11 protein-coding genes are annotated in these 12,006 nt (G+C 72.1%); 6 read left to right on the top strand and 5 right to left on the bottom strand.

Annotated elements, in window-relative coordinates; all coding sequences use genetic code 11:
• Positions 1–105 precede the first annotated feature (105 nt).
• Positions 106–1,683 (top strand): glutamine-hydrolyzing GMP synthase, encoded by a 1,578-nt coding sequence (gene guaA, locus ACFWGJ_RS05875; RefSeq protein ID WP_384800453.1) that lies wholly within the window; start codon positions 106–108, stop codon positions 1,681–1,683.
• 21 nt (positions 1,684–1,704) lie between these two features.
• On the opposite strand, the gene ACFWGJ_RS05870 is transcribed toward guaA, so the two are convergent.
• Both ACFWGJ_RS05870 and ACFWGJ_RS05865 read right to left on the bottom strand, forming a co-directional pair.
• Complete coding sequence (locus tag ACFWGJ_RS05870) at positions 1,705–2,187, bottom strand: pyridoxamine 5'-phosphate oxidase family protein (protein ID WP_387321330.1); 483 nt, start codon at positions 2,185–2,187, stop codon at positions 1,705–1,707.
• Positions 2,188–2,295: 108 nt separating this feature from the next.
• Positions 2,296–2,961, bottom strand: a complete 666-nt coding sequence (locus ACFWGJ_RS05865; RefSeq protein ID WP_387321329.1) for a hypothetical protein — start codon at positions 2,959–2,961, stop codon at positions 2,296–2,298.
• Between the two features lie 250 nt (positions 2,962–3,211).
• On the opposite strand from ACFWGJ_RS05865, the gene ACFWGJ_RS05860 reads away from it, so the two are divergent.
• Complete coding sequence (locus tag ACFWGJ_RS05860) at positions 3,212–4,006, top strand: class II aldolase/adducin family protein (RefSeq protein ID WP_107015706.1); 795 nt, start codon at positions 3,212–3,214, stop codon at positions 4,004–4,006.
• A 71-nt stretch (positions 4,007–4,077) separates the two neighbouring features.
• Here ACFWGJ_RS05860 and ACFWGJ_RS05855 read toward each other — a convergent pair whose 3' ends face one another.
• Positions 4,078–5,055 carry a DUF4429 domain-containing protein gene (locus ACFWGJ_RS05855; protein WP_381832817.1) on the bottom strand — a complete coding sequence of 326 codons (978 nt, stop codon included), beginning with the start codon at positions 5,053–5,055 and terminating at the stop codon, positions 4,078–4,080.
• A gap of 229 nt (positions 5,056–5,284) precedes the next feature.
• Between ACFWGJ_RS05855 and ACFWGJ_RS05850 the strand changes: the two genes are divergently transcribed.
• The gene (locus ACFWGJ_RS05850) at positions 5,285–6,586 is read left to right on the top strand and encodes a hypothetical protein (protein ID WP_387321328.1); all 1,302 of its coding nucleotides are present in this window, start codon (positions 5,285–5,287) and stop codon (positions 6,584–6,586) included.
• Between the two features lie 171 nt (positions 6,587–6,757).
• Positions 6,758–7,294, top strand: coding sequence for a DoxX family protein (locus tag ACFWGJ_RS05845; protein WP_387321327.1), 537 nt, complete (start codon positions 6,758–6,760; stop codon positions 7,292–7,294).
• Positions 7,295–7,530: 236 nt separating this feature from the next.
• On the opposite strand, the gene ACFWGJ_RS05840 is transcribed toward ACFWGJ_RS05845, so the two are convergent.
• Entirely contained in the window at positions 7,531–7,770 is a 240-nt protein-coding gene (locus ACFWGJ_RS05840; RefSeq protein WP_387321326.1) for a hypothetical protein, read from the bottom strand.
• On the bottom strand, positions 7,757–9,253 hold the full coding sequence (locus ACFWGJ_RS05835) for a PspC domain-containing protein (RefSeq protein WP_387321325.1): 1,497 nt from the start codon (positions 9,251–9,253) through the stop codon (positions 7,757–7,759). The genes ACFWGJ_RS05840 and ACFWGJ_RS05835 overlap by 14 nt, the downstream gene beginning before the upstream one ends.
• A 685-nt stretch (positions 9,254–9,938) precedes the next feature.
• On the opposite strand from ACFWGJ_RS05835, the gene ACFWGJ_RS05830 reads away from it, so the two are divergent.
• Positions 9,939–11,222, top strand: a complete 1,284-nt coding sequence (locus tag ACFWGJ_RS05830) for a PspC domain-containing protein (RefSeq protein WP_387321324.1) — start codon at positions 9,939–9,941, stop codon at positions 11,220–11,222.
• Entirely contained in the window at positions 11,219–11,998 is a 780-nt protein-coding gene (locus tag ACFWGJ_RS05825; RefSeq protein WP_387321323.1) for a LuxR C-terminal-related transcriptional regulator, read from the top strand. The genes ACFWGJ_RS05830 and ACFWGJ_RS05825 overlap by 4 nt, the downstream gene beginning before the upstream one ends.
• Positions 11,999–12,006 lie beyond the last annotated feature (8 nt).

Here is a 12,006-nt window from a genome sequence, read left to right as displayed (position 1 = left end):
GGGGTACGGGCGGCGGGGGCGAAGGAAAACCCGGCGTGACCCCCCGCCCCCGGACCCCCGTTAGAATCAATCGCACAGCCCCGCTAAACCGCCGGAAGGCAAACCGTGCCAGAAGCGTCCCCCGCCGCCACCCCCGACACCGTCCTGGTCGTCGACTTCGGCGCGCAGTACGCCCAGCTCATCGCCCGCCGAGTCCGTGAGGCCCGGGTCTACAGCGAGATCGTCCCGAGCACCATGCCGGTGGACGAGATCCTCGCCAAGAACCCCGCGGCGATCATCCTCTCCGGCGGCCCCTCGTCGGTGTACGCGGAAGGCGCCCCCCGCCTCGACCGCGCGCTCTTCGAGGCCGGCGTCCCCGTCTTCGGCATGTGCTACGGCTTCCAGCTGATGGCGACCACCCTCGGCGGCACGGTCGACAACACGGGCGCCCGCGAGTACGGCCGTACCCAGCTGCACGTCAGCAAGTCCGGCTCGACGCTCTTCGAGGGCACCCCGGACGAGCAGTCGGTGTGGATGTCGCACGGCGACGCCTGCTCCGCCGCCCCCGAGGGCTTCACCGTCACCGGCTCCACGGACGTCGTCCCGGTCGCGGCCTTCGAGAACGACGAGAAGAAGCTGTACGGGGTCCAGTACCACCCCGAGGTCATGCACTCCACGCACGGCCAGCAGGTGCTCGAACACTTCCTGTACCGGGGCGCGGGCCTGAGCCCGGACTGGACCACCGGCAACGTCATCGAGGAGCAGGTCGCCCTGATCCGCGAGCAGGTCGGCGACCGGCGCGCCATCTGCGGGCTGTCCGGCGGCGTGGACTCCGCGGTCGCCGCGGCCCTCGTGCAGAAGGCCATCGGCACCCAGCTGACCTGCGTGTACGTCGACCACGGTCTGATGCGCAAGGGCGAGACCGAGCAGGTCGAGAAGGACTTCGTGGCGGCGACCGGCGTACAGCTGAAGGTCGTGGACGCGGAGGAGCGCTTCCTCACCGCTCTCAAGGGCGTCTCGGACCCCGAGGAGAAGCGGAAGATCATCGGCCGCGAGTTCATCCGGGTCTTCGAGCAGGCGCAGGCGGAGATCATCGCGGACGAGGGCCCGGAGGTGGCCTTCCTGGTCCAGGGCACGCTCTACCCCGACGTGGTCGAGTCCGGTGGCGGTACGGGCACCGCCAACATCAAGTCCCACCACAACGTGGGCGGGCTCCCCGAGGACCTTGAGTTCCAGCTGATCGAACCGCTGCGCCAGCTCTTCAAGGACGAGGTCCGGATGGTCGGCCAGGAGCTCGGTCTGCCGGACGAGATCGTCCAGCGCCAGCCGTTCCCCGGCCCCGGCCTGGGCATCCGCATCGTCGGCGAGGTCAACAAGGAGCGGCTCGACCTGCTCCGCGAGGCCGACGCCATCGCCCGCGAGGAGCTGACGGCCGCCGGTCTCGACCGCGACATCTGGCAGTGCCCGGTCGTGCTGCTCGCCGACGTCCGCTCCGTCGGCGTCCAGGGCGACGGCCGCACGTACGGCCATCCGATCGTGCTGCGGCCCGTCTCCTCCGAGGACGCGATGACCGCCGACTGGTCGCGTCTTCCGTACGACGTCCTCGCGAAGATCTCGACCCGCATCACGAACGAGGTCGCGGACGTCAACCGCGTCGTCCTCGACGTGACCTCGAAGCCGCCGGGCACCATCGAGTGGGAGTAGCGGCCTCGGGTCCCTCGGGGCTCAGGTCCGCCTGAGAGTGCGCACCGGCACTCCGGGCTGCCAGATCTGGACGACCAGATACGTGTCGTCCTCGACGCAGGTCCGTACGACCTCCGTCAGTTCGGTGCGGAAGAGGTGGAACGGCTCCGGCGGTTTCACCTCTTCGCTGTACCCCGCCTTCTCCAGCGGGTCCTGGACCTCGACCGCCCGGCCCGCGATCCGTACGTCGCCGCCGGCCATCTCCGTGCCCGGCCCCGGGTTCGCCTGCAGGGCGAACCGCGGGTCCCGGCGCAGGTCCAGCGCCTTGAGGGAGTCCGGCATCATGCCGAGCCACAGCTCCCCGTTCAGGAAGCGGACCTCCAGACCGGACGTGCGGGGCGAACCGTCCTTGCGGAGGGTCGCCACGACGTGGTGCGTGAACGCCGCGAACCGCTCCTCGACCGTCCTGGCAAGATCCTGTTCCGCGGCGGTGAAGGCCGCCCAGTTCGACGTCGTCCTGGTCATTCGCATCACCCAGCCGTCCGAGTCACCGAGTCATCCGGGTCGTGTGCGCCATGTGCGTCCTGCGCGTCCTGTACGTCATACGACGAGTGTGGCGGCGATACCCGACGTCTAGTGTCGCCTTTTCGGCAGCGAGGCACGCAGGTCGGTCCTGCGGGAGTTGCGGTTCGCCGACCGCAGACGGCGGCCGAGCCGGTCCTTGCGCACCACCTCCAGGCGCAGGAGGAGCGCGAACACCGCGGCCATCATGGCGCCCGCGGCGAGCGAGGCCGTCCAGCCCGCGGGTATCAGCAGCAGCGCCATGAAGACCGCGCTGGCGCTCATGAACACGGCCTTGCGGCGCCAGTCGAGGTCGTCGTCCAGGGCGTCGAACTCGATGCGGGTCTTCAGCAGGTTCACCGTGGGTGCCACGTCCGGCAGGGGTTTCAGCGTGCCGGGACGCATCCCGGGCGCGCGCCCCGCGGCCAGCCGGCCCAGTGCCGCCGTACTGCGCTCGCGGGCCTCGGGCCGGGAGTCGCGCACCAGCCGGACCTGAAGCGTCTGGCCGACGCGGCTCGTCCGCTCGTACCGGAAGCCGTACTGCACGGCGATGTAGGTCAGCGCGGCGAGGCGGCGCGGGGAGCCGCCGCGGTCGTCCAGGACGACCACGTCACGCGTGGCGACCTGCCGGAGCATGTCCGTGATCAGGCGCTCGGCCCTCGTGGCCCTCTTGGTCGTCCTGGTTCTCGTGGCTCTCGTGGTTCTCTTGGCTGTCCTGAGATTCCTCATGTTCGTCATGGGCGGGACGGTGATGCGGTCGCGGGGCGCGGTCCGCACAGCGTGTGGGGAAGGCTGTGCACGGGGGGTCCCTCCAGCGGGCGTCGGGGCCGGTGTCCGACGCGTGTGATGGCTCCGGTCAGGCAGACCAGCGATCTCGTACAACGGTTGTGCACTCTCTTCTTCGACATCTCTGTTCTCCTGCGCTGACCGCCGGTAACTTCCCGCCCGTAAACACGTACGGAGTCCGCCCCTCAGGGCTGGAGGACATATGCACGGGCCCACACCGCCCCTGCCCCTTCCCACCGACAGACTGCGGTTCGCCATGCCGCCCATGCACGAGTCGCTCGACGACGAGCGCCGGCACCGCAAGGAACGTCTCGCGGGCGCGCTGCGGCTCTTCGGGCGGCTCGGCTTCGAGGACGGGGTCTCCGGCCACATCACCGCGCGCGATCCCGAGTACAGCGACTGCTTCTGGGTGAACCCGTTCGGAATGCCCTTCAAGCATGTCACCGTCGGGGACCTGGTGATGGCCAACGAGGACGGACAGGTGCTGGAAGGCCGCTATCACGTGAACCAGGCCGCGTTCACCGTGCACGCCCAGGTCCACGCGGCCCGGCCCGACGTCGTCGCGGTCGCCCACTGCCACTCGGTGCACGGACGAGCGCTGTCCGCGCTCGGCGATCTCCTCGACCCGATCACCCAGGAGAGCTGCGCGTTCTACGAGGACCACGCGCTGTACGACGCCTACTCGGGCGTCGCCGTGGACGCCGAGGAGGGGCGGCGGATCGCCTCCGCGCTCGGCTCGTTCAAGGCGCTCGTGCTGCGCAACCACGGGCTGCTGACGGTGGGCGACTCGGTGGACGCGGCGGCCTGGTGGTTCCTGTCCATGGAACGCTCCTGCCAGGTGCAGCTGACCGCCCGCGCCGCCGGGCGGCCGGTGCTGATCGACCACAAGCAGGCGGTCGCGACGCGGGAACAGGCCGGCGGGGACCTGGTGGCGTGGATCAACTACCAGCCGCTGTGGCAGGACATCAGCCGCAGCGAGCCGGACCTGCTGTCCTGACGTGCCTCAGAACCTGCCGCGCCACAAGACGCGCCGCGCCCCTGGGCATGCCTCGTCAAGGAGGGCACGGCTCACTGGAAGTCGCGCAGCACGGCCGCCTTCGTCGCCGCGAACTCCTCGTCGGTGAGCACGCCGTCACGATGCAGCTCGCCCAACTCCCGCAGACGGCGCAGGAGTATGTCGTGAATGCCCTCCGGGGGCGATACGCGCGCCGGGGCGCCTTGATCCACGCGGGGAGTCCGGGCCGCCTGGGACGGTACGGAGTCCCCGGACGCGGCCGCCGGCAGCAGGGACGGATCTCCCCGTACGAGCTCGCCCCGGCCGTGCCCGCCGGCCGTCCGGGCGGACGGGTGCGGGAGACGGGCCATGACCGCGGTGGCGACGAGGGCCGTGAGCAGATCGCGGCGCGCGCTGCCCCACAGATCGAGCGCGAACGGATCCTTCTCCGGCGGCAGCTTGGAGAACACCGAGTCGGTCGTCACGAACCGCAGGAAACCGTCCTCGTAACCGGAGTTGGGCAGCCACTCCACCTGCACCAGATCCGGCAGACCGATGATGCGCGGGCCCGTCGCGCGCTTCACCCGGTCCGAGGTGTCGCTCCAGTCGATACGGACCCTGACCCCGTCGAAGGAGACCGTGCCGTCGCTGGAACGGACCGAGACGGGCACCGGCGGGCCGGGCAGGAGGTACGCCCCGGCCGGTTCCTTGGGAATCTGTTCGATGAGCAGGGCGTGCCGGATCTCCTCGGCGACGTACTCGGCGACCCCCGAACGGTCGATGTCCACCGACAGCCGGTACGGATCCGCCGCGTCGGGCAGCCGGCCCCCGGTCGCCTGGAGGAGCGGGTCGGCGCCCTCGCGGAGTCTCAGCCGCAGCCGGCCACGCTTGCGTTCGGGCTCGTAGACGACGCCCGCGACCGCTTCGAGGGGCACGGTGATCTCTCCGTACGTCTGCCGGAACAGCGGCACGGAACGGTGCAGTCCCGGGGTGATCCGGACCGTGCTGCCGTCGAAGGCCCAGGTCCCGTCGCGCTGGATGATCTCGGCCATACGGAAATTCTCGCAGCCGGGTCAACACGGGGGTGGCGCATTCACCCGCGCTGACCGGACCTGGCGGACGCGGGGGGTGTGCGGTACGGCACAATGCGCTTTCGTCACAAGGCAGTTGTGCGGCTGCGCAGGTGTGCGGTGGGCGGATGTGCGGTGGATGGGTGTGCGCGATGGCTGGGCGCACGGCCGGTGAGTTCTCGACAGAGCGGTGCGGAAGGCGGCAACGGGCGTGGCGGTGCAGGAGACGGGACAGGGCACGGGGCGTGACCCCGGCCGGGGTCCCGGTCGGGGCGGGCACGAGGGCGGCTGTGCCTGCGGGGACTGCCCGCACGGGGTACGCGAGGGGCATCGGCGGGCCGTCGCCGCGTTCCTCTCCAAGCGGGACGAACTCGCCTCGGGACAGGGGCTGCCGGCCGCGGTCGCGCACTCCGCCGGGGCCTCGCGGCAGTGGGTCTCGGACGCGCTGACCCAGTCCGCCGACCTCGTCGCCGAACGCGGCCGGGCCGAGGGGGAGGTCTGGCTCGGTCTCGTCTGGCGGCGGACGGTCGCCGCGGTATGGGGACTTGTGGCCGTCCTGCTGCTGGTGCAGGCGCTCACCGCGATCGGGGCGGGCTGGACGTCCGCGCGCACCGCGGGGCTGCTCGCGGCGGTCGTCGTGGCCGTGCTGCTGACCGCCGCCTCGTGGTTCCACCGGGCGCGCGGCGGAGTGCTGGCGCCGGTCATCGGTGAGGACAACCGGCTCTCCACCTCCCGGGTGGTGGCCGGCGGCTGGGTGCTGTTCGTCGTCTACGCCGTGCTCGTACTGGCCGGACGGCTCGCCGGGGCGTCCTCGCACACCGAACGCGACTCCCTGATCGAAGGGCTCGAACTCGCCCGGGGCGCGGGTATCGTGACCGTCCTCGCCGTCGTGTGCGCGATCGCCGTCCTGGTGCGGCGGGTGGTCGGGCTGCGGGTCCTCGGGCAGCGGCTGCAGAAGGTACGGGCCGACCGGCCCCGGGCCGCCGACCTGCTGACCGACGACTCCGGACGCGGCAGCTTCGCGGACACCCAGTACGCGGTGCTGGGCGCCGTCGCGCTGGTGTTCGCCGCGGTACGGCTGGCCCGGCGTCCCGAACAGCTGCCGGACCTGCCGTGGGGCCTCGCGGTCGTGGTGCTGATCTCGGCCGCCACGTACGTCGCCGCGAAGTACGCCGAGGGCGGCCGGCCGGTGATCCTCTCGGTCGTGCGCTCGCGCGAGGCCGGGGACCTGGACGCGCCGATCAGGACGGGCGACGACATCGAGATCCGGGGCGCCGGGTTCGTACCGCCCGGCGCGCAGAGCGCCGACCGGCTGTCGCGAATGGTGGTACGGATCGGCACCGTGCACGTGCACGTCCCGCTGGTCCCGGTGCCCGGCGGTTTCAGCAACCCCTCCGACGCGGTCCTCACCGTGCCCGTACCCGCGGACGTGGAACCGGGGCGGGTGGAGGTACAGGTCGTCACCGCGGCGGGCGTGGAGACGAACCGCGTGGAGATCGACGTGACGGACTGAGGACGCTCGGACCACAGCGGGACTCCCTCCTACCGGAGATCGGGACCAAAGAGGACGATCGGGCGGACGTGGTGAAAATTTATGCGTCCGCCCCTGAGCGGGGACTCGTCCCCGTACGTATTGTCTTGTTGAGGGGTGAACCGTTCGGCGGTTGAGAGGTGGCGGAGGGCTATGGCTCACGGCATGCGCATGGACACGCACTCCGGATACTCGGACGACGGCGGCGGTGGCGACTGGCGGGACACCGCGATGCGGTACGCGCTGCTGCCCCTGCGGGTCTTCCTCGGCGTCACGTTCATCTACGCGGGGCTCGACAAACTCACCGACAGCGCGTTCATGTCGGACTCCGGCGCCGGCTCCATCGGCGACATGATGCGCGCCGTACGTGACTCGTCGGCGATCCCCGCCCTCATCGACCTCTCTCTCAAGAACCCCGTCGGCTTCGGCTACGCCATCGCCTTCGGCGAGCTCGCCGTGGGCATCGGCACCCTGATCGGCCTGCTGGCCCGCCTCGCCGCGGTCGGCGGGGCACTGATCTCGCTCAGCCTCTGGCTAACGATGAGCTGGGCCGCGGACCCGTACTACTACGGCAACGACCTCCCCTATCTGATGGCCTGGCTGCCCCTGGTCCTGGCCGGAGCGGGCGTGTTCTCCGTGGACGCGGCACTCCGCTCCCGCCGACGGCGCAGGACGGGTACCGCCTACTAGCCGGACCTGGGACCGACGAGCCGCACGCCTGCGGACCGCCCCGGCCCGGACTCCGGACCCTTCCCGTACGGGCCGGTTCCCCGGCCGGCTCGGGTGTCGGTCCGCGAGAAGGACCGGTGCGAGGGGCGGCGAGGGCCGGTTCAAGGACCGGTTCGAGGACCGGCCGAGCCTCCCGCGGCTCGGCCGCACTGGCCCCGAGGCCGGGGCCGGGGCCGGGGTCCGGTCCGGTGGCGGGCTCAGCCCGGCGCCCCCGCGCTGTCCCGTGCGGGCGCCGTACGGCGACGCTGACGCCGCCGTATCCCGTGGGCCACGCTGCCCGTCACAGCGGACAGGCACAGGCCTCCCGTGACGAGCGGGATCACCGCGAACCACGGCGTCTCCCACAGGCCGCCCGCGTCACCGGCGTAGACGACACCCGTCAGCGTGAGGAAGAGACCCGCTATGAGCCTGCCCGGCTTGAACTCATGACGTCGCACGGGCCACCTCCGCCTGTCCGAGGCCGACTTCCAGAGTGAGATCGAGCGTGCCGCCGTCCTTGCTCCCGGCCGCGGGCGCGAGCGTCAGTTCCTTGTGCTTGCCGGGAGCCACGTCCACGTCCTGTTCGTCGTCGCCCGGCAACTGGATGTCCCCCACGCCCACTTCGACGTTCAGTCGCACCGTCGCACCCTTCGGTACGACGACCTTGAGCCGGCCCATGCCCACCTCGGCGTTCGTCGTCACGGTCCGGCCCTTGCCGATGTTTATCCGGCTGAGATCGAGCGTGCCGACCCCCGTGCCGAGGTCGTACTGCTCCTGTACGGCGGCCGCCGTGGCCGGTGTCCAGTCCACGCGCTCCCAGTGGGTCGTGATGTCCGCCGGCAGCGCCGCCGCGCAGGCCAGCAGCCCCGCCGTGACGATTGCGAGGAAGACCGACCCCGCTCCCGTACGCCCGCGGAACGAGCTGACCGCGATGCCCAGGCCGAACACGGCGAGCGCACAGGCCAGGCCGGTCTGCAGGCTGGTGCCGAGCGTGTGGTCGTCCCAGGTCAGACGCGTACCGAGCGCGCCTGCGACGAGGGCGAGCAGGAACACCCGGCCGCCGATCCCGCGGGGGCCGCGAGGCTTGACGTCCCGCGTCCGTATGTCCCGGCCGGAGCCGCCGCCGTGCGCGATCGTGACCGCCGCCGCGATGTCCCGGTCCCACGTGCCCTTCGGGCCCCACAGATAGCCCGTGCCGCCCTCGTACGTACCGTCCTTGACGATGGGCTCCCGCCACCAGGAGGGGAAGGCGGCGGGCACGGGCGGTGCCTGCGCCTCGGGCGGAGCGTCGGCGACGGCCTGCGCTGCTATGGGTCCGCCCCTGCCCGAGCGCACCCGGGAGCTGGGGGACGGATCGGGGACGTCGGCACCTCGCTGCCGCGACCAGTAACCCGCGCCCGCGAGGAGCAGCGAGAGCGTGGCCGCGAAGGTGAGCACACTCGCGTTGTTCAGCATGGAGAGGAAGACACCGCAGCCGACCAGGGCGAACAGCACGCCCGCCAGCGCCTGGCCGTCGACGCGGCCGGTGAGGAGCTTGCGCACCTCGTTCTCCTCCTCGTCGTCGTACGGGACGAAGAGCCAGGCGAAGCCGTAGAAGATGAGGCCGAGGCCGCCGGTGGCGGAGAGCACCGCGAGCACGATCCGGAAGATCACCGGGTCCATGTCGCACTGCCGCCCGAGCCCCGCGCACACACCGCCCAGCATCCGGTGCCGCCGGTCACGCCGGAACCCGCGCGGAACCTCGGGCGCACGCGGTTCCTCACCGGCGGTGGCGCCGGTGGGCCCGGTGGGCGCCGGTGCGTCCGCCCGGACGTCCGCCCGGGCGTCCGTCGTCGGCACCGAGTCCTGCGGCCCGCTGCCCGGACCCGGGGCCGCGCTCGCGCCAGGGCCGGGGCCCGGCCCGGGCCCCGGATGCGCCGCGGCGTGCTGCTGATCGCTCATACGTCCATGGTGACGGCCGCGACGGCCCGGCGGCAGCCGGAACGACCCTGGCCGAACCCTGAATTCGGCCCCGAGACACCCCTCAGACCCATGCGCCACCGACTGGGACGCAGACCGTGACGCCGGTCGGCGCAGACCGCGACGGAGCCGGGGGTGCCGGGGGTGCTGGTGCAGGGGCCTGCACGGCGGGGCGGGGCGGTGAGGGGGGAGCGACGCTGGGTCGGCGCCATGCTGGTATCTGAGCAATGTGGTGCCGGCGTCCGAGCGACGTGGTGCCGGCGTCCGAGCGACGTGGTGCCGGCGTCCGAGCAACGCGATGCCGCGTCCGAGTCACGCGATGCCGCGTCCGAGTCACGCGGCGCGGGTGTCGGTGTCCGCGACGTCGGCACCCGCGTTCCGCGACAGCCGGGTAAGTGGTCGGGTAAGTGGGCGACGCGCTGCCTGCGTCCGGGCCGCGCGGCCCGGGCTCCCGTGCCCGTGACCCCGGCGCGTGAGCCGAGTGGCGCCATCTGACCGGGCGGCCGTGCGACGCCGGCTGCCAGGCCGCTCGGACACCGGCGTCCGAGCCTGCGGCCCCAGGCGCCACGGCCCCTCGGACGCCCGCCGGGGCCGGATTCGAAGATCAGGGGAGTCTCGGGGGTCGACCCTGATGCCCGGTGGCGCGAGGCGTGTGAACATCGATGGCATGCCGGACGCCGCAGCCCTGACCATCGAGGACCCGCGGCCTCCGCGCAAGCTCTACCGCAGCAGCGACGGACGCTGGCTCGGGGGCGTGGCGCGGGGGCTCGCCGGGCATCTCGGCCTGCCCGTGATCTGGGTCCGCCTGATCTTCGCGGGTCTGTTCATGGCGGACGGCCTGGGAGCCCTGCTGTACGCGGCGTTCTGGTTCTTCGTGCCCCTCGGCGTCGGAGGCGTGGACGCCGAGAGGCCCCCCGCCCTCGCCACCGAGACGTCCCCCGACGGCCGCCGCAGGCTCGTGGCCCGCAAGCCTGACAAGGGCCAGATCGTCGCGCTGCTCGCGATGGTCGTGGTGGCCCTGGTCTTCGTGGGCAATGTGGACCTGAGCGGCGGCGCCAAGGCCTACCTCTGGCCCACCGTCCTCGTCGGCGCGGGCGTCGCCCTGGTCTGGCGCCAGGCGGACAACGCCCGCCGGGCCCGCTGGATGGAGGTGGGCCGCCGCAAGCGCACGATCAGCCTGCTCCGCTCCGCGGCCGGTGTCCTGCTCGTCGCCGCGGGGGTCTCCGGGATATTCGTCCTCCAGGGCTCCGCCGCCCACCTCGGTTCGGTCCTGCAGGCCGCGCTCGCCGTCCTCGTCGGGATAGCGCTGCTGGCCGGTCCGTACCTCGTGCGCATGACGCAGGACCTCTCCGAGGAGCGCCTGATGCGCATCCGCGCCCAGGAGCGGGCCGAGGTCGCCGCGCACGTCCACGACTCGGTGCTGCACACCCTCACCCTGATACAGCGCAACGCGGAGAACGCGAGCGAGGTCCGCCGCCTCGCCCGCGCCCAGGAGCGGGACCTGCGCAACTGGCTCTACAAACCGGAGGGCACCGGCAAGGACGAGGCGGAGGAGCCCGACACGCTCGCCGAGGCCGTCAAGCGCAGCGCGGCGGAGGTCGAGGACAAGCACGGGGTCCCCATAGAGGTCGTGGTCGTCGGCGACTGCCCGCTCGACGACCGGACCGCCGCCCAGATGCAGGCCGCGAGGGAGGCCATGGTGAACGCGGCCAAGTACGGTGGCGACGGCGGCGCGGTGCAGGTCTTCGCCGAGGTCGAGGGAAGGACCGTCTTCGTGTCGGTCCGGGACCGCGGTCCCGGATTCGATCTGGACTCGATACCCGCCGACCGCATGGGCGTCAGAGAATCGATCATCGGCCGCATGGAGCGCAACGGCGGTACGGCCAGGCTGCGCGCGGTGCCGGACGGCGGCACGGAGGTCGAGCTGGAGATGGAGAGGGCGGAGACATGAGCGACGCGAACGAACCGACCGGAGCGGCCGGAGCGGTCGGGCCGGACACCGGGGCGGCCGGTGCGGGTGCGGCCGGCGCGGGCTCGGCGGAGGACCCGGCGGCTTCCGCGCCCGGGCGGCGGGTGCGCGTGGTGCTCGTCGACGACCACCGCATGTTCCGTACCGGAGTCCAGGCGGAGATCGGGCAGACCGAGCGGACCGGCGTCGAGGTCGTCGGCGAGGCCGCGGACGTCGACCAGGCGGTCACGGTCATCACGGCGACCCGCCCCGAAGTGGTCCTGCTCGACGTGCACCTCCCGGGCGGCGGCGGGGTCGAAGTGCTGCGCCGGTGCTCGCCGTTGATGGCCGACCCCGAGCAGCCGGTGCGGTTCCTCGCGCTGTCCGTGTCGGACGCGGCGGAGGACGTCATCGGGGTGATCCGCGGCGGCGCCCGCGGCTATGTCACGAAGACGATCACCGGCACGGATCTCGTCGACTCGGTCTTCCGTGTCCAGGACGGCGACGCCGTCTTCTCGCCCCGCCTGGCCGGCTTCGTCCTCGACGCCTTCGCCTCCACCGACGCCCCGCCGGTCGACGAGGACCTCGACCGTCTCACCCAGCGCGAGCGCGAGGTCCTGCGCCTCATCGCCCGCGGGTACGCCTACAAGGAGATCGCCAAGCAGCTCTTCATCTCGGTCAAGACGGTCGAGTCCCATGTCTCGGCGGTCCTGCGCAAACTGCAGCTGTCCAACCGGCACGAGCTGACCAGGTGGGCGACGGCACGACGACTGGTCTAGAACCTGCC

The sequence above is a fragment of the Streptomyces sp. NPDC060205 genome (genome assembly GCF_042728395.1).
GTDB lineage: Bacteria > Actinomycetota > Actinomycetes > Streptomycetales > Streptomycetaceae > Streptomyces.
The sequence above is the reverse complement of the archived record's forward strand: the minus strand, read 5'-3'. Positions and strand labels throughout refer to the sequence as shown.